At 70.8% G+C, this 24,147-nt stretch carries 22 protein-coding genes, 1 tRNA gene and 1 pseudogene; 3 read left to right on the top strand and 21 right to left on the bottom strand.

The genetic code is table 11. The features are described 5' to 3' along the window. Window positions 1-78: 78 nt before the first annotated feature. The 3 genes from rpsA to polA form a co-directional block, all read right to left on the bottom strand. A complete protein-coding gene (gene rpsA, locus HDA30_RS03575) occupies window positions 79-1,542 on the bottom strand; it encodes a 30S ribosomal protein S1 (RefSeq protein WP_158495855.1) in 1,464 nt (487 codons plus the stop codon). A 122-nt stretch (window positions 1,543-1,664) separates the two neighbouring features. After that, complete coding sequence (locus HDA30_RS03570) at window positions 1,665-3,041, bottom strand: GNAT family N-acetyltransferase (protein ID WP_184241118.1); 1,377 nt, start codon at window positions 3,039-3,041, stop codon at window positions 1,665-1,667. Next, window positions 3,025-5,820 (bottom strand): DNA polymerase I, encoded by a 2,796-nt coding sequence (gene polA / locus HDA30_RS03565; RefSeq protein WP_246418693.1) that lies wholly within the window; start codon window positions 5,818-5,820, stop codon window positions 3,025-3,027. The genes HDA30_RS03570 and polA overlap by 17 nt, the downstream gene beginning before the upstream one ends. Window positions 5,821-5,863: 43 nt before the next feature. On the opposite strand from polA, the gene HDA30_RS03560 reads away from it, so the two are divergent. Further along, window positions 5,864-6,373 (top strand): PaaI family thioesterase, encoded by a 510-nt coding sequence (locus HDA30_RS03560; RefSeq protein WP_246418692.1) that lies wholly within the window; start codon window positions 5,864-5,866, stop codon window positions 6,371-6,373. 51 nt (window positions 6,374-6,424) lie between these two features. On the opposite strand, the gene HDA30_RS03555 is transcribed toward HDA30_RS03560, so the two are convergent. From HDA30_RS03555 to HDA30_RS03525, 8 genes are all read right to left on the bottom strand, one after another. Continuing rightward, a complete protein-coding gene (locus HDA30_RS03555) occupies window positions 6,425-6,817 on the bottom strand; it encodes a cation:proton antiporter (RefSeq protein ID WP_158495851.1) in 393 nt (130 codons plus the stop codon). Window positions 6,818-6,827: 10 nt separating this feature from the next. Next, window positions 6,828-7,109, bottom strand: coding sequence for an MrpF/PhaF family protein (locus HDA30_RS03550; RefSeq protein WP_184241116.1), 282 nt, complete (start codon window positions 7,107-7,109; stop codon window positions 6,828-6,830). Continuing rightward, window positions 7,109-7,579: a Na+/H+ antiporter subunit E gene (locus HDA30_RS03545; RefSeq protein WP_158495849.1), complete on the bottom strand. Its 471-nt coding sequence runs from the start codon at window positions 7,577-7,579 to the stop codon at window positions 7,109-7,111. The genes HDA30_RS03550 and HDA30_RS03545 overlap by 1 nt, the downstream gene beginning before the upstream one ends. After that, window positions 7,576-9,204, bottom strand: a complete 1,629-nt coding sequence (locus tag HDA30_RS03540; RefSeq protein ID WP_158495848.1) for a monovalent cation/H+ antiporter subunit D family protein — start codon at window positions 9,202-9,204, stop codon at window positions 7,576-7,578. Before HDA30_RS03540 ends, HDA30_RS03545 begins: the two co-directional genes overlap by 4 nt. After that, window positions 9,201-9,665: a sodium:proton antiporter gene (locus HDA30_RS03535; protein WP_158495847.1), complete on the bottom strand. Its 465-nt coding sequence runs from the start codon at window positions 9,663-9,665 to the stop codon at window positions 9,201-9,203. Before HDA30_RS03535 ends, HDA30_RS03540 begins: the two co-directional genes overlap by 4 nt. Continuing rightward, window positions 9,665-12,538 carry a DUF4040 family protein gene (locus HDA30_RS03530; RefSeq protein ID WP_184241115.1) on the bottom strand — a complete coding sequence of 958 codons (2,874 nt, stop codon included), beginning with the start codon at window positions 12,536-12,538 and terminating at the stop codon, window positions 9,665-9,667. Before HDA30_RS03530 ends, HDA30_RS03535 begins: the two co-directional genes overlap by 1 nt. Before the next feature lie 180 nt (window positions 12,539-12,718). Next, on the bottom strand, window positions 12,719-12,847 hold the full coding sequence (locus HDA30_RS10650) for a hypothetical protein (protein WP_281383452.1): 129 nt from the start codon (window positions 12,845-12,847) through the stop codon (window positions 12,719-12,721). A gap of 112 nt (window positions 12,848-12,959) precedes the next feature. Beyond that, window positions 12,960-13,041, bottom strand: a tRNA-Leu gene (locus HDA30_RS03525). 125 nt (window positions 13,042-13,166) lie between these two features. Between HDA30_RS03525 and HDA30_RS03520 the strand changes: the two genes are divergently transcribed. Further along, window positions 13,167-13,805: an ANTAR domain-containing response regulator gene (locus HDA30_RS03520; protein ID WP_184241114.1), complete on the top strand. Its 639-nt coding sequence runs from the start codon at window positions 13,167-13,169 to the stop codon at window positions 13,803-13,805. A 34-nt stretch (window positions 13,806-13,839) separates the two neighbouring features. Here the strand turns inward: HDA30_RS03520 and pyk are convergent, their stop codons facing one another. From pyk to hisI, 9 genes and pseudogenes are all read right to left on the bottom strand, one after another. Further along, window positions 13,840-15,324 carry a pyruvate kinase gene (gene pyk, locus HDA30_RS03515; RefSeq protein WP_184241113.1) on the bottom strand — a complete coding sequence of 495 codons (1,485 nt, stop codon included), beginning with the start codon at window positions 15,322-15,324 and terminating at the stop codon, window positions 13,840-13,842. A gap of 183 nt (window positions 15,325-15,507) precedes the next feature. Beyond that, window positions 15,508-16,303: pseudogene (gene lgt / locus HDA30_RS03510) on the bottom strand (prolipoprotein diacylglyceryl transferase); the annotation flags it as partial. 51 nt (window positions 16,304-16,354) lie between these two features. Further along, entirely contained in the window at window positions 16,355-17,173 is an 819-nt protein-coding gene (trpA, locus tag HDA30_RS03505; protein ID WP_184241111.1) for a tryptophan synthase subunit alpha, read from the bottom strand. Then, a complete protein-coding gene (gene trpB / locus HDA30_RS03500) occupies window positions 17,170-18,474 on the bottom strand; it encodes a tryptophan synthase subunit beta (protein ID WP_184241110.1) in 1,305 nt (434 codons plus the stop codon). The genes trpA and trpB overlap by 4 nt, the downstream gene beginning before the upstream one ends. A gap of 85 nt (window positions 18,475-18,559) precedes the next feature. After that, window positions 18,560-19,366 carry an indole-3-glycerol phosphate synthase TrpC gene (gene trpC / locus HDA30_RS03495; protein ID WP_184241109.1) on the bottom strand — a complete coding sequence of 269 codons (807 nt, stop codon included), beginning with the start codon at window positions 19,364-19,366 and terminating at the stop codon, window positions 18,560-18,562. An 8-nt stretch (window positions 19,367-19,374) separates the two neighbouring features. Beyond that, on the bottom strand, window positions 19,375-19,749 hold the full coding sequence (locus HDA30_RS03490; RefSeq protein WP_246418691.1) for an HGxxPAAW family protein: 375 nt from the start codon (window positions 19,747-19,749) through the stop codon (window positions 19,375-19,377). A gap of 54 nt (window positions 19,750-19,803) precedes the next feature. Beyond that, window positions 19,804-20,454, bottom strand: a complete 651-nt coding sequence (locus HDA30_RS03485) for a Trp biosynthesis-associated membrane protein (RefSeq protein ID WP_184241108.1) — start codon at window positions 20,452-20,454, stop codon at window positions 19,804-19,806. Beyond that, window positions 20,451-22,076: a chorismate-binding protein gene (locus tag HDA30_RS03480; RefSeq protein WP_184241107.1), complete on the bottom strand. Its 1,626-nt coding sequence runs from the start codon at window positions 22,074-22,076 to the stop codon at window positions 20,451-20,453. Before HDA30_RS03480 ends, HDA30_RS03485 begins: the two co-directional genes overlap by 4 nt. Further along, complete coding sequence (gene hisI, locus HDA30_RS03475; RefSeq protein WP_184241106.1) at window positions 22,069-22,488, bottom strand: phosphoribosyl-AMP cyclohydrolase; 420 nt, start codon at window positions 22,486-22,488, stop codon at window positions 22,069-22,071. Before hisI ends, HDA30_RS03480 begins: the two co-directional genes overlap by 8 nt. 65 nt (window positions 22,489-22,553) lie before the next feature. Between hisI and HDA30_RS03470 the strand changes: the two genes are divergently transcribed. Next, on the top strand, window positions 22,554-23,288 hold the full coding sequence (locus tag HDA30_RS03470; protein WP_184241105.1) for a TIGR03085 family metal-binding protein: 735 nt from the start codon (window positions 22,554-22,556) through the stop codon (window positions 23,286-23,288). A gap of 39 nt (window positions 23,289-23,327) precedes the next feature. On the opposite strand, the gene hisF is transcribed toward HDA30_RS03470, so the two are convergent. Continuing rightward, window positions 23,328-24,098, bottom strand: coding sequence for an imidazole glycerol phosphate synthase subunit HisF (gene hisF, locus HDA30_RS03465; RefSeq protein WP_184241104.1), 771 nt, complete (start codon window positions 24,096-24,098; stop codon window positions 23,328-23,330). Between the last annotated feature and the right edge of the window lie 49 nt (window positions 24,099-24,147).

The raw sequence follows: 24,147 nt of genomic DNA, 5'->3' as shown, positions 1-24,147 counted from the left end.
CCCCGCCCGGCACCCGGAGCGACCGGGGCGGGCGGGGGCGGCGTGGAGTCGGCGCGCAAGCGCCGCTCACCGAGACGATCAGTTGCCGGTGAGCTTCTCGCGCAGGGCGGCCAGGGCCTCGTCCGAGGCCAGGGTGCCGCCATCGGACGCCGGAGCCTCCGAGACGTAGGACGACGCCGCGGCAGCGGTGCCCACCTCCGAGGCGGCCGCCGACTGGGCGTCCTCCTCGATGGCGCGGCGCACCTGCTCCTTGTGCGCCTCCCAGCGGGCCTGGGCATCGGCGTACTGCTGCTCCCAGGCGGCACGCTCGGCCTCGTAGCCCTCCATCCACTCGTTGGTCTCGACGTCGAAGCCCTCGGGGTACTTGTAGTTGCCCTCGTCGTCGTATTCGGCGGCCATGCCGTACAGGGCCGGGTCGAACTCAGTGCCGTCCGGGTCGACGCCGTCATTGGCCTGCTTGAGCGACAGCGAGATGCGGCGGCGCTCCAGGTCGATGTCGATGACCTTCACGAACAGCTCGTCGTTGACGGACACGACCTGCTCAGCGGTGTCGATGTGGCGCGAGGCCAGCTCCGAGATGTGCACGAGGCCCTCGATACCGTCCTCGACCCGGACGAACGCGCCGAACGGAACGAGCTTGGTGACCTTGCCGGGCACGACCTGGCCGAGCGCGTGGGTGCGCGCGAACAGCTGCCACGGGTCCTCCTGGGTCGCCTTCAGCGACAGGGACACACGCTCGCGGTCCATGTCCACCTCGAGGACCTCGACGGTGACCTCCTTGCCGACCTCGACGACCTCCGAGGGGTGGTCGATGTGCTTCCAGGACAGCTCCGAGACGTGCACGAGACCGTCCACGCCGCCCAGGTCGACGAACGCGCCGAAGTTGACGATCGAGGAGACGGTGCCCTGACGGACCTGACCCTTCTCGAGCTTGTGCAGGAAGTTCGAGCGGACCTCGGACTGGGTCTGCTCGAGCCACGCGCGGCGGGACAGCACAACGTTGTTGCGGTTCTTGTCCAGCTCGATGATCTTGGCCTCGAGCTTCTGGCCGATGTACGGGGCCAGGTCGCGGACGCGACGCATCTCCACGAGCGAGGCGGGCAGGAAGCCGCGCAGCCCGATGTCCAGGATGAGGCCGCCCTTGACGACCTCGATGACGGTGCCCTCGACGACGCCGTCCTCGTCCTTGATCTTCTCGATGTCGCCCCAGGCGCGCTCGTACTGCGCGCGCTTCTTGGAGAGGATCAGACGACCCTCCTTGTCCTCCTTGGTGAGGACGAGCGCCTCGACGGTGTCGCCGGCGGCCACCACGTCGTCGGGGTCCACATCGTGCTTGATGGACAGCTCGCGGGACGGGATGACGCCCTCGGTCTTGTAGCCGATGTCGAGAAGGACCTCATCGCGGTCGACCTTGACGACGGTGCCTTCGACGAGGTCACCGTCGTTGAAGTACTTGATGGTCTCGTCGATCGCGGCGAGCAGTTCCTCGGAGGTGCCGATGTCGTTGATGGCGACCTGCGGGGCGTTGGAGGTGGTGGTCATGTAGGAGGGACTCCGATTGAGATTGGGATCATGCCGTTCTGGCGGGCACATCGGTGCCCGTCGACCCGGCATGGGTTGTGATGGTCAGATGTCAAAGCGCACGAAAGTGCTCGGTCAGCGTATCAGAAGCCGGTGAGCAGGTGAACCGGCCGGGCGGGCGCGAGCATCGCGTCGAGTCGATCCGTCGTCTGCTCAGATGCGTCATCCAGCAGGCCTGCTCGGGCCAGCGTGCGCGCCGACGTGCCGCCGAGCCACAGCGCACCCAGCTCCCGCACGTCCAGACTCACATCGGCCTGCGCGGCATCAAGACGATCGACGCGCCCGCGACCCCCGTCGACGGACAGCCGCCACATGCCCGCGGCATGACCCAGTCCGTCACGCACGTGGAGCACGAGCGCGTCGTTCACCCGCGGCGCATAGTCACGGCCCTCGAACGCGGCAGCCACGTCGAGCACGCGCACGTAGAGGTCGTCTCTGTGCTGCACGGTCTGCACCCGCCGCGGATCGGCGAGCGTGGCGGCCAGCAGCCCGTCGTCGGGGTGGCGCTGATGCTGGACGCGCTCGATCAGGTCCAGGTTCATCAGGTACTCCACGAGCCCGCGCCACGCGTCCGAGGTCTGAGCGACCAGCCCCTCGACCGTGATGGTCGTCGGCTCGGTCTGCCAGCCCTCGAACCGATAGAGCGCGGCCCCGCGCACCTGTCCTCGCTCGTCGCGATGCACGGCCGCGAGCAGACCGGTGCCCTTGCCCTCGTTCTCCGAGCGCTCCCGGTCCTGCCAGCGCACGAGGCACTCCGCCGTGCGGTAGGTGCTGCCGGGAGTCTGCCGTCGCACGCTCTCCTGCAGCTCGCGGTAGGTCTCCCCCAGCTCGCGGGGGTCCTGGCGGCGCACCCGTCCGCTCGGTGCGGGTCCGGCCAGGTCAACCCTCCCCCGCGTGTCCACGCGAATCCAGCTGCGCCGAGCGGCCACGCCGAAGCCGAAGCGCCCATAGATCGTGGCCTCCGTCGCGGTCAGTGCGGCGACGGGATGACCCGAGGCGGCGGCGTCGGCGAGGGAACGCGTCATCATGGCCCGCAGCACGCCTCGCCGCCGGTGCCCCGGGGACACGGTCACGTTCGTCACCTGCCAGACGGGCACCTGCCGTCCCGGCGAGGCGGTCATGGTCGAGGAGAAGTCCACGAAGGTGCCCACCGGTTCGGTGTCGGCCGGATTGTCCCCGTCCTCGTAGACCCCGAGACTGCGCCGACCGTCGTCGGCGTGGCACCCGAGCACCTGGTCCAGGACCGCACCGGTCGGCACCTTCTCATAGAAGCCCTTCTCCGCCGCTCGCACGTGATGCGACAGAGCCGGGTGATCCCGCCAGTCCGGGTCACCGCCGGACTCCGGCCGCGCGATCGGTTCGATGACCTGCAGCCTGAGCCCGTGCTCGGCCAGGCGCGCATCGGGCCCGACCGGGACCGCGGCGTGGGCGCTGTCGTGTCGATCAGTGTGCTGCGTCATGCCAGGTTCCTCCCATCCCGACGTGGACGTCCAGGGGCACCGTCAGCTCCGCCGCGCTCCCCATGCGCTCGCGCAGCAGTGCCGTCACGTCCTCGAGCTCCGCCTCGGGCACCTCGAGGATCAGCTCGTCGTGGACCTGCAGCAGCAGCCGCGAGCGCATCCCAGTCTCGGCCAGGCCCGCGGCGACGTCGAGCATGGCCCGCTTGATGATGTCGGCCGCCGAACCCTGGATCGGCGCATTGAGCGCCGCACGCTCGGCCATGTCGCGCAGCTGGCGGTTGTCCGAGCTCAGGTCCGGCAGGTAGCGCCGACGGCCCTCGATGGTCGAGGTGTAACCGTCCCGGCGGGCCTGGGCGACCACCTCGCGCAGATAGTCCCGCACCCCGCCGAAGCGGTCGAAGTAGCCCTTCATCAGCTCCCGCGCCTCGTCGACCCCGATGCCGAGCTGCTTGGACAGACCGAACGAGCTCAGCCCGTAAGCCAACCCGTAGCTCATCGCCTTCACTTTGGCGCGCTGCTCGGCGCTCACCGCCTCAGGAGCGACGCCGAAGACCTGGGAGCCGACGACGTCGTGCAGGTCCTCGCCGTCGCGAAACGCCTGGATGAGGCCCGCGTCCTCGGACAGATGCGCCATCAGCCGCATCTCGATCTGCGAGTAGTCCGCCGAGAGCAGCACGGTTCCCGGCGAGGCGACGAACGACTCGCGGATCCTGCGTCCCGCCGCGGTGCGCACGGGGATGTTCTGCAGGTTCGGGTGCAGAGAGGACAGCCGGCCCGTGGCGGCCACGGTCTGCGAATAGGTCGTGTGGATGCGGCCGTCGTCGGCGACGGTCTCAAGCAGCCCGTCGACGGTCTGACGCAGCTTCGTCGCGTCGCGATGCGCCATCAGGTTCTCGAGGAACGGATGCTGGGTCTGCTCGAGCAGCGACTGCAGCGACTCCACGTCGGTCGAGTACCCCGTCTTGGTCTTGCGGGTGCGCGGCATGTCCAGATACTCGAACAGCACCGTCTGCAGCTGCTTGGGCGAGCCCAGGTTCACCTTCATCCCGCCGGTGGCCTCAGCCACCGAGGCCCACGCGGACTCCTGCGCGGCCTCGGCCGCCTCGGCGAAGTCCACACGCAGGCCGGTCAGGTGCTCGCGGTCCACCGCAACGCCCGTGAGCTCCATGGTGGCCAGCAGCGTGGCCAGGGGGATCTCGATGCGCCCGAGCAGCTGCGCCGCCCCGTGGTCGATCAGCCGGGGGGCCAGGTGCGTGTGCAAGCGCTGGACGAGCCACGCGGCCCGGACCACCTGAGCGGCACGGGCCTGACGTCGCTCGGCCTCGGCCGCCCCGTCGAGGTCGAACTCGCCCTGGCTCGGGGTCGGAGCGTCTTCGGGCGTCGCGAGCGGGGCGCGCAGCTCAGACTCGGTGAGCTTGGCCAGCTCGATATCGTTGCGGTCCGGCTGGATCAGATATGCCGTGAGCGCGACATCGTCGATCACCCCGGCCACCTGCTCGGCACGCGCGAGGACGCCGGCCGAGACCAACGCCTTGAGCTGGGCCTTCACATCGTGCACGACCTTCTCGAGCGACTCGTCGGCCAGCAGCGCCGCGACCGCCTCCTGCAGCGCCTCGGCCCGCTCGCCGTCCAGAGGCACATAGAGGGCCTCGTCGTCGACGGCCAGCGCCACGCCCAGCGGCGTGCCGTGGTCGCCGGGAACCGGCACCTTCCGCTTGGGCAGCATCGCCGGCCCCTCGAGCACCGTGTGCACACCCAGCACGCGGCCGGCATGGCGCCCGAGGAAGTCCTCGACGTCGGCCGGCTCGACGGCCACCGCGGCCTGTGGCGCGGCCTCGACCTCGGACTGCGGAGCCTCGGCCCCGAGCCGCTCGGAGAACGTCTCGAACAGCCGCTCGCGGATGCGGTTGAACTGCAACGAGTCGAACAGCTCGGCCACCGTGTCCGCGTCCGGCATGGACAGCGCCATGGCGTCGAGGTCGACGGGCAGGTCGAGGTCCCGCACCAACGCGTTGAGTTCGCGGTTGCGCCGCACGTCGTCGAGGTGGGCGCGCAGGGCTTCGCCCTTCTTGCCGGTGATCTCCTCGGCGTGGGCGATCACTCCGTCGAGATCCCCGTACTTCTGCAGCCACTTGGCGGCGAAGCCGGGGCCGACGCCGGGCACGCCGGGAAGGTTGTCTGCCTGCTCGCCCACGAGCGCCGCCAGGTGCGGGTACAGCCGCGGGGGCACGCCGTACTTCGCCTCGACCGCGGCAGCGTCCATCGGCGGAATGTCCGAGACGCCCTTCTTCGGATACAGCACGAGCGTCGAGTCGCTGATCAGCTGGAACGCGTCTCGGTCGCCGGAGACGATCCGGGCCTGCCACCCCGCCTCTTCGGCTCGCGCGGCCAGGGTCGCCACGATGTCATCCGCCTCGTACCCCTCCATGGTGATCGTGGGGATGTTCAGGGCCTGCATCACGGTGCCGATCAGCTCGATCTGTCCGGCGAACTCCGCGGGCGTCTCAGCGCGTCCGGCCTTGTACTCCTGGTACCGCTGCGAGCGGAACGTCGGCCCGGACAGGTCGAACGCGACCGCCACGTGCGTGGGTCGCTGAGTGCGAATCATGCTCAGTAGCATGGAGGTGAAGCCATAGACCGCGTTGGTGTGCTGCCCGGTGTCCGTCGTGAAGTTCTCCGCCGGCAGGGCATAGAAGGCGCGGAAGGCCATCGAGTGTCCGTCCAGCACCAGCAGTCGCTTCGGCGCGTCGGCGCCGTCGTGCTCGGTCGTCTCGCTCATCGCGGTGTTGCTCCTCTCGACGTCGCCTGCCAGCCTAATGGCCATGTGCCAGCAGACCGGCCCGGAGAACCTGCCCTACCTCGCGGGCGTCACCCCCGAGTTCACGCCCGAGCAGCACCTCGAGCTCGCGCGCCGCAGCGGCATCCCCGACGAACTGCACGACGTGCTGGGCTGGGCCGGCGTCTCCCCGCTCGCGGCCAAGATGGGCATCCGCTTCACCGAGCTGACCGCCCAGCGCTGCGTGGCCACGATGCCCGTGGCTGGCAACGAGCAGCCGGCCGGGCTGCTGCACGGCGGCGCCCACCTCGTCCTGGCCGAGACGCTCGGCTCGGTCGCCGCGAAGCTGCACGCCGGCCCCGGTCGTGAGGTGGTCGGGATCGAGATCGGCGCGACCCACCACGCGGCCGTGCGCTCGGGACTGGTGACGGGCACCGCGACGGCGCTCAAGCTCGGCGGCACGCTCGTCAGCCACGAGGTCGTCATGACCGACGAGGACGGCCGGCGTCTGTCCACCGCGCGCATCACCAATCTGGTCCTGCAGCCGCGCGGCTGAGCGCGCGGGCGCGGGACGCCGCCGGGGCCGGCTCGGTTGCCTCCCGTCCGGTCAGTCCCGTCCGGGCTGGACGCAGGGCTCATCCGGCACGCCGTCGCCGTCACGATCGCGGCCGGGGGTGTCCTCGGCGAGCTCGTCGAAGTAGCCGGGGTTCATCTGCACCCCGGTCAGGTAGGCCGAACGTCCCAGGGCCATGGTCGCCACCGACGCGGTGCCCAGCTGCAAGGCCACGATCAGCGCGACCTTCACGAGGTTCGCGACGCTGGGCATGAACATCACGGCGCCGACGACCACGAGGATCATGCCGACGCCGCCGGCGGTACCGGTCGCAGAGATCCGCGAGTAGGGGTCGAAGAACTGGATCAGGCCCAGCGCCGCACCCAGGAACACGAGGGCGCCCAGCACGACGAGGACCGATCCGATGATGATGAAGACGAGTTCCATGGGTCCTTCCTCAGCGTTTGCCGCGGGTCAGGGCACGGGCCAGCGACATGCCCGAGAGGAAACCGACGATGGCGGCGACCAGGACGATGTCGAAGGTGAACGGGTTCTGCGTCCGCACGCCGAAGAGCACGACCATGCCGATCGCGGAGAACGTCAGCAGATCCGCGGAGACGGCCCGGTCCGCCTCGAGCGGCCCCTTCAGAATCCGGAAGGCCGAGACGAGGGCCGAGACGAGCAGCAGGGCGATCGCGATGTCGATGCCCAGCAGCGTGAGGTCGTAGTTCGCGAACATCAGGCGATCCCCTCCTTCCGCAGAGCGTGGAGCATACGGCGCTCCATGTCGTGGATCTCGGTGCGCAGCGCATCGGCGTCGTCGGCGTAGAGAGCGTGGACGTACAGGAGGCGATGGCCGTCTGGGTCCATCTGCGCCCCGTCCGCCGTCTCACGGTTGGTGCCCAGCGTGAGGGTGCCGGGGGTCAGCGTGATCAGCGAGGAGAGCATCGTGACCTCGGCGTCGGTGCGGCAGTTCAGCCGGATCCGGGCGATGCCGGAGCGGGCCTGATTGCCCGGCGTGACCAGGTCGTGGAGCACAGCCCCTGAGGAGGTGGCGAGTGCCCAGGCGAACCAGAGCACGAACACGAGCATCCGCCACGGCCGGCTCACCGCGCTGCAGTCTCCCGGGGAGAAGATCTCGGTGCCGTCGTCAAGGACCCTGGGGCCGCCGCCCCGGAGCTGCCGGGCATCATTCGGGTTCGGCGTCATCCGCCCATCACCGCCTCCACATAGGTCGTCACGTCGAGCAGGCCGTCGGCGGCGACGCCGGTGGCCGCGAGCAGGGCTTCGCCGCCGAGGCCGAGCGCCGTCGTCGCCACGGCGGTGATCACCGCCGGCAGGGCGAGCGAGAACGGGATCCGCGACCGCGTCACCGGCTCATCCGCGGCAGTCACAACGGGCATGACTCCGGTCGGCGCCCAGTTCTCGGTCGGGGTCGAGCTGCCCGTCCCAGTCGGGTGCTCCTCGAACATCACCGGCATCGCGTTGGTCTTGAGCCGCTCGTGGTAGTTCGCCGGCGGCCGGGGCTCGCCCCAGAACCAGGCGTGCCACAGGCGCAGCAGCGCCCACAGGCTCAGCAGGGAGACCGTGACGAACACCGTCACCGCGACGGGGCTGCCCTGGGCGACGCCGGCGAGCACCATCGCGAGTTTCCCGACGAAGCCGGAGAACGGAGGAATGCCGGCCAGTGAGAGCAGACCGATGAAGAACGTCACGGCGATCAGTGGCTCACGCCGGGCCAGCCCGCGCACATCCTTGAGTCCCCCGACGCCGTAGCGCACCTCGATCGCCCCGACGGCGGCGAGCAGGCAGGCCATCGCGACCATGTGGTGAATCATGTAGAACAGGCCGGCGGACAGGCCGAGATGGCCGAACAGGGCCAGTCCCAGCAGAATGCCGCCGATGCCGCTGACCATCTGCCAGGCCAGCACCTCCCGCGCGCCCCGCGCACCGATCGATGCCAGCGCCCCGATTACCAGGGTCAGACAGGCCAGCGTGGCCAGGACCCACAGGAAACGCGGGTCCCCGTCGTACACCACGGAGTACACGCGGAAAATCGCGTACAGGGCCACCTTGGTGTGCAGGGCCGCGAACAGCGCCGTGACCGCGGGCGAGGTCGCCGGGTAGGCCTTGGCGAGCCACCCGTGCATCGGCACGACGGACGCCTTGATGCTCAGGGCGAAGAGGATCAGCGCCGCCGCCAGGGCCGCGCGGTCGTCCTCGGCGGCGGCCCCGGCGAGCACCGCCAGGTTCACGGTGCCGGTCACGCCGTACACGAAGCCGATGCCGGCGACGAGGATCGTCGAGGTCAGTAGGTTCAGCGTCACGTAGAGCCGCGCTCCGTCGACGCGCCGCAGCGGCTCGCGCCGGTTCGCCGAAAGCACGAACAGTCCGTACGAGGGCAGCAGCATGACCTCGATGAAAACGAACAGGTTGAACAGGTCGGCCGTGAGCAGCGCGCCGTTGACGCCGCCGACGAGCACGAGGAGGAACGGGGCGAAGAACTGTGAGTTCGCGACGCGCGAGCCGTAGGCGAAGATCGCCGTCACCGCCGTGAGTCCGGAGGTGAGCGTCAGCATCAGCGCGGTGGCCATGTCCGCGACGAACGGGATCGCGACCCCGTCGGGCCAGGGGCCGACCCCGGCACCGTAGGCGGAGCCGTCGGCGGTCGCGGCGATCAGCGCGGCGCCGCCCAGGGTGCTCGCGCCCACCACGAGGGCGACGACCCAGGCCTGGACGCGCCGCAGCCGTCCCAGCGCGGCGAGCACACCACCGGCCAGCAGCGGCACGGCCACGAAGAGCGGCAGCAGCATTCCGACGGTGGTCTGGCTCATGCGCGGTCCTCCTGGCTCGTGGGGACGGTCGTCTCCTGCTCGGCGGTCCGCAGTGCGGGGGCTCGGTCGGTCAGTCCGGCGCGGGCCGCGTCCAGCTCCTGCCGCGGATAGCGCGCGTCCGCAGCGGACTGCTCGAGCGGATCGGTCGGCTCATCGCGACCGGCCACGGCGTCGTCCTGACGGCCGGTCACGGACAGCACCAGCAGCAGGACGGTGATGGCGAAGGAGATCACGATCGCGGTCAGCACGAACGCCTGGGGCAGCGGATCAGCCTGCGTCGCGAGCTCGTGCTTGTGCGAGAACGGCAGAGCCCGGCGGTCCGTGCCGCCGGCGGCGAGCAGGATCAGGTTGCCCGCATGCCCCAGCAGCACCAGGCCGAGGATCACGCGCAGCAGCTCGCGCTTGGAGAAGAGGTAGACCGCACCGAACATGAGCAGGCCCACCGTGAGGGCGAGGGTCATCAGCGTGTTCCTTCCGTCGCTGCGGCGGTGTGGTGTCGGGCCTTGTCCGCATCGAGCGCGGCGCCGTGCTCCTCGACCGCACGGTCCTCGCCCTGCACGAGCCGGTCGGGGCCGAGCAGCGTGAACGCGCCGACGATGAGCCCGAGGACCCCGAGGTACACGCCCAGGTCGAACAGCAGGGCGGTGCCCAGGTTGTACCCGAGGATCTTCACTCCGAAGCCGGCCAGGAAGCCGTCATCGCCCAAGTAGCCCAGCAACCCGGTGCCCACGCCGATCGACACGCCCGCGCCGATCAGGGTGAGGAAGGGCCATTTCAGACGCCGGTCCTGGTCGTCGTCCGCGGCCAGGTACAGCAGGGCGTAGCCGGCGCCTCCGACCAGGGCCGCGATGAAGCCGCCGCCGGGCTCGTAGTGCCCGCGCAGATACAGCAGCGCGGACAGGGCGATGATGGCCGGGCCCAGCGCCTTGCCGAACACCCGCACGTAGACGAGGTTCTCGCGGGCGTGAGCCAGCGGCGAGTTCTCGTCGACGACGGAGCGGCGCGCAGGCACGGGCTGGCGATTGGCCAGCAGGGCGGCGATCGCCAACCCGGTCATGCCGAGTACCGTGAGCTCGCCCATCGTGTCGAGCGCGCGGAAGTCCACGAGGATCGAGTTGACGATGTTCACGGCGTAGGTCGTGTCGTAGGTCTGTTCGAGGTAGTACTCGGAGAGCGCGGACATCTCGCGGCGTCCGGTGAAGGCCAGCACGCCGAGAGTCGAGGCGATTCCCGCGACGGTGGCGGCGAACAGCGCGCGGGCCCGATGCGGCGCCGGATCGGCCGCGAAGCGCGCGGGAAGACGGCGCAGCAGCAGCACCATCACGCAGACGGTCAGCACCTCGACCAGCAGCTGGGTCAGCGCCACGTCGACGGCGCCGAGGGTGAAGAACCACAGGGTCGCGCCGAAGCCGATGACACCGACGACGACCATCGCCGAGATGCGAGTGCGCGCCCGGATCGTCGCCACGACGCCGACGCCGATCATCACGACCAGCACCCAGTCGTGCCAGCGGGAGGTCTGGCCGACCACGGGCGGCAGATCATCGAGGCCGATGAGGCCGACCACCGCGAACACACCCAACACGAGCGCGGGCATCAGCAGGTGGGCCCGCGGGGCGATCGTGCCGGTGGTGCGGCCGACGCCCGCGCCCACCTCGACCAGACCGTGTCGGACGGCGTCGTTGACGGCCAAGCCGTTGATCGGCGAGCTGATCCGCATGGCTACGGACTCGACCGGTCGGCGCAGCAGCACCAGGGCCAGACCGCTCACAATGACGGCCAGGGAGACGAACAGCGCGAGGTTCAGGCCGTGCCACAGCGCCAGATGCGCATGCGGATGGCCACCGGTCGCATCGGCCGCGGCGGCGGAGACCCAGCCGTCGAGCACGCCGGGGACCAGGCCCAGTCCGACGGTAGCGATCACGGCCAAGGCCGGCGGAAGCCAGAACGCGGGCGACGGGTCGCTCACCGGCTCGCCGCGGCCGCGGATCCACGGCTGCGGATGCCCCAGGGGCGCGTCCCCCCACAGATTCAGGGCGCCGAGGATGAGCCGGCCCGAGTAGGCGAAGGTGAACACGGAGGCCCACGCGATGCCGACCGTCACCAGGCTCGGCAGCCATGCCGGCCCCTGCGCGTGCAGGGCCGCCTCGAGCAGGCTCTCCTTGGACACGAAACCGAACAGCGGCGGCACACCCGCCATCGAGACCGCCGCGATCACCAGGGCGGCGCCCACCACCGGCATCCGCACGGTGCGTCCGGCCAGCTCCCGCAGGTCACGGGTTCCCGCCTCGTGGTCGACGATGCCGATGAGCATGAACAGGGCGCACTTGAACAGCGCATGCGCGATGGTGTGCACGATGGCGGCGGTCAAGGCCGCTTCGGTCCCGACACCGATGATCGTCACGAGCAGACCCAGCTGGCTCATCGTGGAGTAGGCGAGCAGGCCCTTGAGATCGTGCTGACGCATCGCCGTCATGGCACCGAAGATCGCGGTCACCAGCCCGGAGACGATCAGCAGCGTGGACCACACGGCGGTCCCGGCCAGGGCCGGTGAGAACAGCAGCAGCATGAAGATGCCGGCCTTGACCATGGCCGCGGCGTGCAGATACGCCGACACCGGGGAGATGGCGACCATCGAGTCGGGCAGCCAGGACTGGAACGGGAACTGCGCGGACTTCGTGAACGCGGCGACGGCCAGCAGCACGGCCACGAGAGTCGCCGTGCCGGAGTCCTGCCAGAACGGGGCCGCCAGCACCTCGGAGATCCGCGTGGTACCGGCGGCGACGATCATGACGCACACGGCGACCAACAGGGCGAGCCCGCCGCCGACGGTCACCAGGAGGGTGCGGATCGCGGCGTCCCGGGCGTGCTCGCCGGAGCGGGAGATCAGGAAGAACGACGCGAACGTCGTGAACTCCCACGCGACAAAGAACACGACGAGATCATCGGTGAGCACCAGCAGCAGCATCGCCGCGGCGAACGTCGTCATAAGCAGGTAGAACGTCCCGTGCCGATACGTCGCCCGGTCCGTGCCGAGGTACCTCGACGAGTAGGCCAGGATGATTGCACCGATCACCAGGACGATCATCGAGAACACGTAGGACAGCCCGGCCAGGCGCAGGTCCAAACTCACGCCGAGGCTCGGCAGCCACGGCAGCGACTGGGTGACGGGCGCGGCACCGCCGTCGGTGCCCGCATAGGCGACGCTGAGGACGGCGGCGGCGGCGGCCAACGGCGCGGCGAGCACCCATCCGGCGTCGCGGCCGAGCAGACGGGACACCGGCACGGCGGCGACGACGGCCACCAGAGCCAGCAGAAGGCTGATCAGGAGCATGCACATTCCAAAGGGACGAGGTCGGACACGGTGAGAGCGCTCTCGCGCCGAGGCCGGACACGATCAGTGTGTCACGGGGGCCGGGGCGACCCGGCGGTCCCGCGATCGCGGAACGAAGCACTGCGCACCGGGCTCATCGAGGGGGGGGCAGTCGCCACAGGCCTGTCCGCGCGGGGTGGCTCAGCAGCCCCAGGGCGGTGCGCCGGCCTGCATACGACCCCACTGGGAAATCTGCCCGTTCGTGCCCACCGCGGTGATGTCGCAGCTGAGCGCGCAGAGGCTCGTCTCGCGGGCGGCGAGAGTGTGCATGCGCGTCTCCTCTCCGGGCGGATCGGGCGGGTGCGTCGAGCCTGTGGCCGAGACGACTGCGCGGCACGAGAGCCGCACCGGCCATCGTCGGACCATCAGACCCGACTCGCAGTGCCCGAAGTGGGACTCGAACCCACACACCTCGCGGTACCGCATTTTGAGTGCGGCGTGTCTACCGATTCCACCATTCGGGCGTGACCACAGTAACGATGATCGGGGACGACCCTATCAGCAGTGCAGGGGTTCAGTAGTCTGGGGTACGTGCGCCGAAACCGGCTGTTCGGCGCGGCGCCCACCATCTGCGACGAGAGCGAGGACGATGACGACCTCCCCCAGCACCCCGACCGCCGACGAGGCCCCGGATCAGACCGGGACACTGGCCTCGCAGGCCCGACTGCGCGCCGTCGTCGCGGAGGACGAGGCCCTGATCCGCCTGGACATCGTCGAGTCCCTCTCGCACGCCGGCTACGAGGTCGTGGCCGAGGTGGGCGACGGCCAGGCAGCCGTCGCCGCCGTGCGGGAGCACGAACCGGACGTGGTGGTCATGGACGTCAAGATGCCCGTGATGGACGGGCTGTCCGCAGCCGAGCAGATCGCTGCGGACCGCCTCACTCCCGTCGTGATGCTCACGGCGTTCTCGCAGCGTGAGCTCGTCGAGCGGGCGCGCGAAGCGGGGGCGATGGCGTACGTCGTCAAGCCGTTCACCGAGGCGGACCTCGTGCCGGCGATCGAGGTGGCGGTGGCGCGCTATGAGCAGCTGCGCGGCCTCGAGGCCGAGGTGCAGGACCTCAGCGAACAGTTCGCCACCCGCAAGCTGGTGGAACGGGCGAAGTCGTTGCTGCAGGAGAACATGCAGCTCACCGAGCCCGAGGCGTTCCGGTGGATCCAGAAGACCTCCATGGACCGGCGGCTGACGATGCGTGAGGTCGCTCAGACCGTCGTCGACCAGCTCAGCTGAGTCACCGGCCGCGGCGCGCCGCCGGCCCCGCGGCTCAGTTCTCCGCCTCGGGCTCCCAGAAGCCGACCTGTTCACGCTGCACGTCCTCGACGCGGCCGCCGGAGTCGAGCGGATCGCCCACCTTGTGGACACGCAGCGTGTTCGTTGAGCCGGCCTTGCCGGGAGGCGAGCCCGCGGCGATCACGACCAGGTCCCCCTCGACGGCGATCTTCTCGCGCAGCAGCGAGAGATCGACCTGGGCCGTCATCTTGTCGGTCGAGTCCTGGAACGGGACCATCTTCGGGTAGATGCCCCATGACAGGCACAGAATGTTGTGCGTGTGTTCGACGTGCGTGAAGGCGTAGATCGGCTGGCTCGGGCGCAGCCGGGACAGACGGCGTGCCGAGTCGCCGGACTGCGTGAACGTCGCCAAGAAGGGGATCTCGAGCTGATCGGCGATGTTCACCGCCGCGCGGGTGATCGCTCCCCCACGCGTGCGCGGCCTGGCGGTGAGCGGGTCGATCCGCTCGAGCCCGTGCGTCTCCGTCGACTCGATGATGCGCGCCATGGTGCGCACGGTCTCGACCGGGTGGGCCCCCACGGAGGTCTCACCGGAGAGCATCACGGCGTCAGCGCCGTCGAGCACCGCGTTCGCGCAGTCGGAGGCCTCGGCCCGGGTCGGCCGCGGGTTCTCGATCATGGATTCGAGCACCTGGGTGGCGACGATGATCGGCTTCGCCCAGCGCCGGGCGAGCTCGATCGCGCGCTTCTGCACGACGGGCACCTCTTCGAGCGGCAGCTCGACGCCCAGGTCTCCGCGGGCCACCATGACCGCGTCGAATGCGTCGACGATCGCCTCGAGGTTCCTGACGGCCTGCGGCTTCTCGATCTTCGCGATCACCGGGACCCGGCGACCCTCCTCATCCATGATCTCGTGGACACGGGTGATGTCGTCGGCGTCGCGGACGAAGGACAACGCGATCATGTCGACGCCGGTGCGCAGAGCCCAGCGCAGGTCGTTCTCGTCCTTCTCCGACAGGGCGGGGACGTTCACCGCGACTCCGGGCAGGTTGATGCCCTTGTTGTCGGACACCGTTCCGGCGACCTCCACCTCGGTGACGACGTCGGTGTCCGTCACCTCCACGGCACGCAGCCGCACCTTGCCGTCGTCGACGAGCAGTTCGTCACCGGGCCGGACGTCACCGACCAGACCGGCGTACGTCGTCGAGCAGATCTCCCGCGTGCCAGGCACCTCGCGCACGGTGACGGTGAATCGGTCCCCCGTCGCGAGCTCGTGGGGGCCGTCCTCGAACCGGCCCAGGCGAATCTTCGGGCCCTGCAGATCCGCGAAGATCGCCACGGGCCGGGCCACCTCGACGCTCAGCCGGCGGACCCGCTCATAGGTGACCTCGTGCTGGGCGTGTTCCCCGTGGCTCATGTTGAGCCGGGCGACGTCGATGCCGGACTCGATGAGCGAGCGAGTGACGTCGTCGGAGTCGGTGGCCGGACCGAAGGTGGCGATGATCTTCGCGTGTCGCATGGCTCCCACACTAGCGAGTGCCGGCTTGCCGGCCGAGACGCGGACAACCGTGCCGTCGGATCCTTCAGGCGCGCTCGGTCACGTCCTGCTCGGGCACGTGGCCCGCCCGCCACACGGTGTCCTGCTCCGCGCGGTCCAGGCCCCGGCAGCGGCGCCGCACGACGGTGAACGCGATGATCGAGACGACCAGAAGCAGCAGTGACGTCCACACGTTCAGGCGCTGGGTGACTCCGAACAGCGTGATCATCGAGGCATCGTCGATGCGCATCATCTCGATCCACGTGCGTCCGAGGGTGTACCACGCGACATAGGCCCACACCATGGCGCCGCGGCGCAGACGCAGGACGCGGTCCAGCGCCAGCAGCACCACCACGCCGAACAGATTCCACAGGCACTCATACAGGAAGGTGGGGTGGAAGAGGGTGCCCGCTGCCGCGTCGACCGGGAAGTTCGGGTGCGTCGCGTCGACCTCGAGCCCCCACGGCAGGTCGGTCGGAGAGCCGAAGAGCTCCTGGTTGAAGTAGTTCCCCCAGCGGCCGACGGCCTGGGCCAGCAGGATGCCGGGCGCGACGGCGTCGCCGAACGCCGACAGTCGCAGTCCGTAGCGCCGCGCGCCGAACCACGCCCCGACGGCGCCCAGCGCGATCGCGCCCCAGATCCCGAGTCCACCGTTCCACACGTAGAGAATCTGCACCGGATCGCCCGTGCCGTCGTAATTCGGACCGAAGTAGCGCTCCGGCGACGAGAACACGTGGTAGAGCCGCCCGCCGACGAAGCCGAAGGGGATGGCCCAGATCGCGATGTCGAGGACCCGCCCCTCGGGCCCGCCTCGATCCGCCCATCGGCGTTCGCCCAGCCACAGGGCCGCGACGATGCCCGCGATGATGCACAGCGCGTAGGCGTGGATCGTCAGCGGTCCGATCTCGAACCCGCTCCAGTCCGGCGACGGGATGGCCAACAGAGGTGCGGCGGAAGTCATCGGGTCCTCATTCCTCGATCAGTGCGGGTTCTCTGCGCGGGCCGGTGCCGATCAGGCCTTGCGTCGCGTGCCGCGGGCGAGTTCGGCAGCCAGCGAGGCGACGGCCTCGACGCCGCCCTCGCTCACGGCGCGCACCAGGGCGGTGCCGACGATCGCCCCGTCGGCATAGCGGCCGATCTCGGCCACATGCTCCGCACGCGAGACGCCCAGACCCACGCAGACATTCTCGGCGCCTGCGCGACGGGCCTGCTCGACGACGGCCTGGGCGGCCGCGGACACGTCCTCACGTTCGCCGGTGACACCCATGACGGACACCGCGTACAGGAACCCGCGGCACAGCGAGGCCGTGCGGGCCACACGCTCGGGCGGCGAGGACGGCGCGGAGAGAAACACCCGGTCCAGGCCATGCCGATCGGCAGCCGCGATCCACTCCCCGGCTTCCTCGGGCACCAGGTCCGGCGTGATCAGCCCGGCTCCCCCGGCCTCTGCCAGGCGCGCGCAGAACTCGTCGACGCCCATGCGGTCCACGAGATTCCAGTAGGTCATCACGAGCACCGGGGCGTCGGTGCGTGCGCTCACCTCGGACACGACGCGGAAGATCTCCCGCGTGCGGAAGCCGTTCGCCAGGGCGGCGGTGGTGGCCCGCTGGATGACCGGCCCGTCCATGACGGGGTCGGAGTAGGGCAGGCCGAGCTCGATGACGTCGGCACCGTGACGTCCGAGCGCGACGGCCGCCTCAATCGAGGTCTGCGTGTCCGGGTAGCCGGCGGGAAGGTAGCCCACCAGCGCAGTGCGCCCGGCGGCACGCGCCGCCTCGATCGCCTCGGCCGTGCGACTGCGCACGGGTCCCTTCGGCAGCGTGCCGGTCATGCGTCCTCCTCCGAGCGATCAGCGGACGGATGTTCGTTCCCCTTGGTGTCACCGAAGCCGAACCACTCGGCGGCGGTCGCCACGTCCTTGTCCCCGCGGCCCGACAGGCTCACGACGACGATGCGCTCGTGACCGGCGGCGGTGTGTGCGCCGACCTCGCCCGCGTCGATCCAGCGGCGGGCCAGCCGTCGGGCGCCGGCCAGCGCGTGAGCGGACTCGATGGCCGGCAGAATGCCCTCCGTGCGCGCCAGGTGCAGGAAGGCGTCCATGCACTCGCGGTCAGTGACCGGCTCGTACTCGGCACGACCGATGTCCTTCAGGTGCGCGTGCTCGGGACCGACGGCCGGGTAGTCAAGTCCCGCGGAGATCGAATGCGAGTCGATCGTCTGGCCGTCCTCGTCCTGCATCAGGAACGTGCGGGCACCGTGGAGCACACCCGTGCGGCCCAGGGTGATGGCGGCCGCGTGGCGGCCCGTCTCGAGCCCCTCGCCGCCGGCCTCGAATCCATACAGGCCGACCTCCGCGTCCTCGACGAAGGCGTGGAACAGGCCGATGGCGTTCGAGCCGCCGCCCACGCAGGCGGCCAGCGCGTCGGGCAGCCGGCCGGTCTGCTCGAGGATCTGCGCGCGCGTCTCCTCGCCGATCACGGCGTGGAAGTCCCGGACCATCAGCGGGAACGGGTGCGGGCCGGTCACCGTGCCCAACAAGTAGTGCGTATGGTCGACCGTGGCGACCCAGTCGCGCAGGGCCTCGTTGACGGCGTCCTTCAGCGTCCGGGAACCGGCGGTCACGGGCACGACTTCGGCGCCGAGCATCTGCATGCGTGCCACGTTGAGCGCCTGACGCTCGGTGTCCTTCTGCCCCATGTACACAGTGCAGTCCATGCCGAACAGGGCGGCGGCCGTCGCGGTGGCGACCCCGTGCTGTCCGGCACCGGTCTCGGCGATCAGTCGCCGCTTGCCCATGCGACGGGCGAGCAGTGCCTGCCCGATGACGTTGTTGATCTTGTGGGAACCGGTGTGGTTGAGGTCCTCGCGCTTGAGGAAAATCCGCACCCCGGGCAGGTCCGCGGCGAACCGTGACGCCTCGGTGAGCAGCGACGGCCGGTGCACGTAGTCCGCGAGCAGGCCGCGCAGCTGCGCGACGAACTCGGGGTCCTGACGGGCCTGCTCATAGGACTCGGCCACCTCGGTGAGGGCCGGCATGAGCGACTCGGGCATCCATCGTCCCCCGAAGCGGCCGAAGTACGGCCCGTGCGGGGCCGGGGTGTCCCCGCCCTGATCGTGGCGTCTGTGCGTCATGCGTCGTGCACCCTTCCGTGGTCTGGGATGAAGCGGCCCGTCGGCGTCGGCCGGGTCTCGATCTCGCCGTGCCCGGGGCTCGGTGTCAGCCGCTGCGGCGAGAGGCGATGCGGAACCCGCGCAGTGTCTCAGCGGGATCCGCGTGGCGGACCAGCGCCTCTCCGATCAGGACCGCGTCGGCGCCGGCCCGGGCGTACTGCCGCACCTGGGCGGCCGACTGCACCCCGGACTCGGCGACGCGCACGACGTCGTCGGGCAGATGCGCCGCGAGCGCCTCATACCGATCCGGATCGACGTCGAGGGTCTTCAGATTGCGCACGTTCACACCGATGATCTGCGCACCGGCGGCGACGGCCCGGTCGATCTGATCGGGCGTGTGCGCCTCCACGAGCGCGTGCATGCCCAGCGACTCGGTCAGGTGCAGCAGTCCCCGCAGCCGAGCGTCGTCCATGGCGGCGACGATAAGCAAGATGAGGTCGGCACCGTGGGCACGCGCCTCATGCACCTGGTACTCCTCGACGATGAAGTCCTTGCGCAGCAGCGGCGTGTCGACCGCAGCGCGCACCGCGTCGAGGTCCTCGAGGCTCCCGTTGAAACGGCGCGACTCGGTCAGAACGGAGACCACGCTCGCCCCGGCCCGCTCGTACTCGCGAGCGAGGGCGGCAGGGTCCGAGATCCCGGCCAGCTCGCCCTGGGACGGGCTCGAGCGTTTGATCTCGGCGATCACGCGCACACCCGCGACATCGTCGCGTCCGCCCTGCAGGGCGGCCAGCGCATCGCGGGCCGCAGGGGCCTGCTCGGCGCGGCGGACGATCTGCGCGTCAGGCACACGGGCGCGCCGGGCGTCGAGGTCCTCACGGACCCCGGCGATGATCTCCTCCAGCACGCTCACGGCACGGCTCAGTGTGTACGGGACCGGGCGTGTGCGTCGTGCGTCGTCTTGCCCTTGCCGGCCGTCACGATGCCGACCAGGGCGCCCAGGCCGATCAGAGCGACACCGATCCACACCACGAACATGCCCAGATCGAGGAACAGGGCCAGCGCGCCGACCACGACGCCGAGCACGACCAGGCCCGCCATGGCCCACGCGCCGGGCGTGTTGCCGTGATCCGGCGCGACGGCGTGCGTCGGGTCGTTGAGGACGCGGCCATCCTCGGTGATGGTGACCCCGCCATCGGCGCTGTGGCGGTGGCCGTGCTCGGTCGTGGTGGCGTGGGCGCCGTGATCGGTGGTGTGGCTCATCGACTCAATCTCCGTCTGGCTGCGATCTGACATGACTGGCCCTCATTGTGCCACGCCGCCGCGGCCTGAGGTCGGCATGACGCCGCCTCACGCGGTGGGGTCCTCGCCGCGGGACAGGCTGTCCCACGCATCCATCTCGTCGAGATCGCTCTCGTCGTCGGCGCCGTGTTCGGCCGCACCGGGCCTGCCGCGCGCGTCGGCGGCCTGCCCGGCCCGCGATCGTCCTGGTGCGGCCTCGGCGGAGCGGTCACCGGACGGCGCCTGGTAGCGGCGCGAGTTCGGCCAGCGCCGGCCGACAGTGAGCACGAGCAGCGCCACCACCACGCTGAGCGCACCGGCGGCCGCGGCGAGCCACGGCCACGCGGTCACGGCGTGGTCGGGGGCGGCCGCCGTCGTGCCGGTGGCCTCCGAGACCATCCGTGAGGCGGCCTGCCCCGGGGAGGCGACCACCGTGAGCGACGAGGCCGTCACCGTGGCGCCGGCCACGGCGAGCAGGCCGCCAACGATCCAGCGGCCGAGCCGACGCGCGATCGTCAGGGCCAGGGCCGCCACGACGATCACGACGGCCATGGCGGCGGCCACCGGGGCGGCATCGTTGCCGGTCACCTCGACGTCGGCGACGGCCCCGGCGACGGGACCGGACTGGAGGCCGCCGGCCGTGACCCATGTCTGGCCGAGCGCCAGCAAGGCCAGTCCGCCGCAGATCAGGGCCGCGATCACCGCGCTGCGTCGCGTCATGCCGTCTCCTTCCGGTCGTGAGCGTCGCCCCGGCCGGCGGGGCCCGCGGACTCGTCCGCCGACGTCGTCATCTGCTCCGCCGTGAGCACGGCACGCAGGGGCGCACTGGCCTTGCTCACGGTCTCGTCGGCCTCGGCCTGCGGCACGGAGTCCGCCACGACGCCGGCCCCGGCCTGCACGTGGGCCCGGCCGCGGTGCAGCGTCGTCGAGCGGATGTTGATGGCCATGTCCATGGACCCGGCGAGGTCGAAGTAGCCGACGACGCCGCCGTACGGCCCACGCGAGGTGGGCTCCCATTCGTCCAGCAGCCGCAGCGCCCGCGGCTTGGGCGCGCCGGAGAGGGTGCCGGCCGGGAACGTCGCACCCAACGCGTCGAGCGCGGTGGCTCCGGCGGCGAGGTCACCCTCGACGTGGGACACCAGGTGCAGCACGTGGCTGAAAGCCTCCAGCTCCATGAACCGTGAGACCTGCACCGAGCCGGGCTCGCACACACGCGCCAGGTCGTTGCGCGCCAGGTCCACGAGCATCAGGTGCTCGGCACGCTCCTTCTCGTCGGCCCGCAGGCCCTCGCCCAGCCGCGCGTCCTCGTCAGGCGTGGCGCCACGGCGCCGGGTCCCGGCGATCGGATGGGTGACCACGTGCCGGTCCTTCACCGTCACGAGGGCCTCGGGAGAGGAACCGACGATCTGGTAGGGCTCCCCCGCCGGGGTCGCGAAGGTGAACAGGTACATGTACGGACTGGGGTTGAGCATGCGCAACACGCGGTACACCTGTTCCCCGTCGGCGCCCGTCTGGACGCTGAAGCGCCGCGAGACCACAGCCTGGAAGACCTCGCCGTCCCGGATGGCTCGCTGTGCCAGGCCGACGGCCGCCCGGAAGCCCTCCTCGCCCCACGCATCCGTCGCCTCGGCGGCGACCTCGTCGGTGCCGGCCCGCAGCCAGCGCTCCGGCACGACACCGACGGGCTCCGGCTGCGGCTGGGCGAGGTCCGCGGCCATCCGGTCGAGCCGGGCCACGGCCTCCTCGTAGGCGCGGTCCACTCCGCTTGAGCGCCCGTCGAGGTCCACGGCGTTGGCGATCAGCGTGACGGTGCCGTCGGCCGCGTCATGGACGGCCAGGTCGGTGAGCAGGTTCATCGCGAGCCGGGGCAGCTCGAGCTCGTCCTGCGGCGGGTGCTCGAGGCGTTCGAAGTGACGGACCACGTCCCAACCGAGGAAGCCGGCCAAGCCCGAGACGAGGTGGGGCAGACCGTGGCCGACGCTCTCCCGCACCCCGGTGCCCAACGTGGCCAGGGTCTGGGCGAGCACGTCCATGACGTCGCCCTCGACGGGCAGACCCGCCGGAACCTCGCCCTGCCAGTGGGCGCGGTCGCCCACCGCGGTCAGCGTGGCGGCGGAGCGCACACCGACGAAGCTGTAGCGGGACCACGCTCCGTCGCTAGCGGCGGACTCCATCAGGAAGGTCCCGGCAGCGCCGCCGCCCAGACGGCGGTACATGCCGAGAGGGGTGAGGCCGTCGGCGAGCACCGTGCGCACCACGGGCACCACACGTGCCCGGGCGGCGAGGGCCGCGAACCCCGCGCGCGTGGGCCGCACGGCCGCGGTGGGACGGTCCTCAGGCACGTGTCGCTCCCTCCGCGACGGTCTCCGGCGTCAGGGCGGCCCCATCGGCGCCGGTCAGGGGTCGGCCAGTGAAGCACGACCGGGTGAGGGTGTGACACGCCGGCCCCGTCTGGTCGACGCGCAGCAGCAGCGTGTCGCCGTCACAGTCGGTCGACACCTCCAGGACCCGCTGGCGATGTCCTGAGCTCTCCCCCTTGCGCCACCGCTGCTGCCGGGACCGCGAGAAGTAGGTGGCCCAGCCCGTGGTCAGCGTCTCGGCGAGAGCGGCCTCGTCCATCCAGGCCATCATGAGCACCTCGCCGGTGTCGTGCTGCTGTGCGATCGCGGGCACGAGCCCGCTGTCATTGAAGACGACCTGCCGCCGGAGCTCGTCCGAGAGGGTCGGTGCGACGGAGTCCTGCGCGGTGTTCATGGTCGCCCATTGTGCCAGCCCGTCCGACCTGCCTGACCGGGCGACCCGCATGCTACGTTGCCCCGGTGAGCCAGAGTCCCGACAGTCCTGACGCCGCCCGCTCCGACTACGCTGCCGCCTCACGCGCGGCGCTGGTCGAAGCGCTGCTGGCCGCCGGTCCGGGATCGCCCACGCTCTGCCCCGACTGGCGCACCGAACATCTCGCCGCGCACATCGTGCTGCGCGAGCGCTCCCCGCTGGCCCTGGGCCTGGTGGTCCCCGCCGCCTCGCGTCGACTCGAGCAGAAGACCATGGCGCTCGGCGACGCCCACGCCTCGGCTGCGGACTACGCCCGGCTCGTCGACCAGGTCGAGCAGGGCCCCCTCGGCCCCGCCCCGGGTCGCCGCAACACTCGCACCGGCGACCGGGTGCGACGCGCCGCCGCGGTGCTGCGGCGCACGGCGGTGGCCTCGACGGTGGCCGATCAGGTGCAGCTGCTCGAGTTCTACGTCCACGCCGAAGACGTGCGCCGCGCCCAGGGTGACTGGGCCCCGCGGATCCTCGCCGATGACTACGCGGACACGCTGTACCGGCACCTGGTCTCGCGCGCCCGCCTGCTCTACCGGGGTGAGGGCACCGGCGTCGTGCTCGAGCGCCGCGCCCGCGCCGCCTCCCGCACGGACAACACTCCGGTCACCGTCCTGCCACCCAAGGACGACGGACGCACCCTGCGCGTGACCGGCCCGGCCGGGGAGCTGGTCATGCACGCCTTCGGTCGTCGCACAGCCGCGCTCGTCCTCGAGGACATGCTCGGAGCCTGACGCGGAGCGTGCAGACGCAGACGCGCCGGAACCGCGGCGTCAGCGCACCGGGTGCCCGGCTTCACGCAGAGCGCGTTTGACCTCGGTGAGCATGCCGTCGGGGCCGAAGTGGAACACGCTGGCGGCGAGCACGCCGTCCGCTCCGGCGTCGACGGCCGACGGGAAGTGCTCGACGCGCCCGGCCCCTCCCGAGGCGATCAGCGGCACACGCACCGCCGCGCGGACCGCGCGGATCATCTCGAGGTCGAAGCCCTCCCCCGTGCCGTCGGCGTCGATGGAGTTCAGCAGGATCTCCCCCGCACCGCGCTGGGCAGCCTCGACGCACCACGCCACGGCGTCACGCCCCGTCCCGACGCCGCCGCCGTGCGTCGTGACCTCGAACCCCGAGGGGCAGCCGGGGTCCTCGGTGCGGCGCGCGTCGAGAGAGAGGACGAGCACCTGCGAACCGAAGCGGTCGGCGATCTCGCCGATCAGGTCAGGACGGACGACCGCCGCCGTGTTGACCGAGGCCTTGTCCGCGCCGGCGCGCAGCAGCGCGGTGACGTCCTCGACTCTGCGCACCCCGCCGCCGACCGCCAGCGGGATGAAGACCTGCTCGGCGGCGGATGTCACCGTCTCGAGCATCGTGCCCCGCCCTCCGGTCGAAGCGGTGACGTCGAGGAACACCAGTTCGTCGGCGCCGGCGGCGTCGTAGCGGTGGGCCAGTTCGACAGGGTCCCCCGCATCCTTCAGATTCGCGAAGTTCACACCCTTGACGACGCGACCGGCATCGACGTCGAGGCACGGGATCACGCGGACGGACACGCTCATGCGCTTCGAGCTCCTTCGGGGAGGCAACGGGGGCTGACCGGTCGAGGAC

Origin of the sequence: Micrococcus cohnii, from assembly GCF_014205175.1 — a bacterium.
In the GTDB taxonomy this organism is placed as follows: Bacteria; Actinomycetota; Actinomycetes; order Actinomycetales; family Micrococcaceae; genus Micrococcus; species Micrococcus cohnii.
Note: the sequence above shows the minus strand (reverse complement) of the source record. Positions and strands in the feature narration are given on the sequence as shown.

Bases quoted from the DNA above. Each gene is read 5' to 3' on its own strand.
- HDA30_RS03545 (WP_158495849.1), bottom strand. From the start codon at position 7,579: ATGACGCCGAACCCGAATGATGCCCGGCAGCTCCGGGGCGGCGGCCCC.
- hisF (WP_184241104.1), bottom strand. From the start codon at position 24,098: ATGAGCGTGTCCGTCCGCGTGATCCCGTGCCTCGACGTCGATGCCGGT.
- HDA30_RS03490 (WP_246418691.1), bottom strand. From the start codon at position 19,749: ATGTCAGATCGCAGCCAGACGGAGATTGAGTCGATGAGCCACACCACC.
- polA (WP_246418693.1), bottom strand. From the start codon at position 5,820: ATGAGCGAGACGACCGAGCACGACGGCGCCGACGCGCCGAAGCGACTG.
- HDA30_RS03570 (WP_184241118.1), bottom strand. From the start codon at position 3,041: ATGACGCAGCACACTGATCGACACGACAGCGCCCACGCCGCGGTCCCG.
- trpB (WP_184241110.1), bottom strand. From the start codon at position 18,474: ATGACGCACAGACGCCACGATCAGGGCGGGGACACCCCGGCCCCGCAC.
- HDA30_RS03560 (WP_246418692.1), top strand. From the start codon at position 5,864: ATGTGCCAGCAGACCGGCCCGGAGAACCTGCCCTACCTCGCGGGCGTC.
- hisI (WP_184241106.1), bottom strand. From the start codon at position 22,488: ATGAACACCGCGCAGGACTCCGTCGCACCGACCCTCTCGGACGAGCTC.
- HDA30_RS03540 (WP_158495848.1), bottom strand. From the start codon at position 9,204: ATGAGCCAGACCACCGTCGGAATGCTGCTGCCGCTCTTCGTGGCCGTG.
- HDA30_RS03485 (WP_184241108.1), bottom strand. From the start codon at position 20,454: ATGACGCGACGCAGCGCGGTGATCGCGGCCCTGATCTGCGGCGGACTG.
- HDA30_RS03555 (WP_158495851.1), bottom strand. From the start codon at position 6,817: ATGGAACTCGTCTTCATCATCATCGGATCGGTCCTCGTCGTGCTGGGC.
- HDA30_RS03530 (WP_184241115.1), bottom strand. From the start codon at position 12,538: ATGCTCCTGATCAGCCTTCTGCTGGCTCTGGTGGCCGTCGTCGCCGCC.
- pyk (WP_184241113.1), bottom strand. From the start codon at position 15,324: ATGCGACACGCGAAGATCATCGCCACCTTCGGTCCGGCCACCGACTCC.
- HDA30_RS03550 (WP_184241116.1), bottom strand. From the start codon at position 7,109: ATGTTCGCGAACTACGACCTCACGCTGCTGGGCATCGACATCGCGATC.
- HDA30_RS10650 (WP_281383452.1), bottom strand. From the start codon at position 12,847: ATGCACACTCTCGCCGCCCGCGAGACGAGCCTCTGCGCGCTCAGCTGC.
- HDA30_RS03535 (WP_158495847.1), bottom strand. From the start codon at position 9,665: ATGACCCTCGCCCTCACGGTGGGCCTGCTCATGTTCGGTGCGGTCTAC.
- rpsA (WP_158495855.1), bottom strand. From the start codon at position 1,542: ATGACCACCACCTCCAACGCCCCGCAGGTCGCCATCAACGACATCGGC.
- trpA (WP_184241111.1), bottom strand. From the start codon at position 17,173: ATGACCGGCACGCTGCCGAAGGGACCCGTGCGCAGTCGCACGGCCGAG.
- HDA30_RS03520 (WP_184241114.1), top strand. From the start codon at position 13,167: ATGACGACCTCCCCCAGCACCCCGACCGCCGACGAGGCCCCGGATCAG.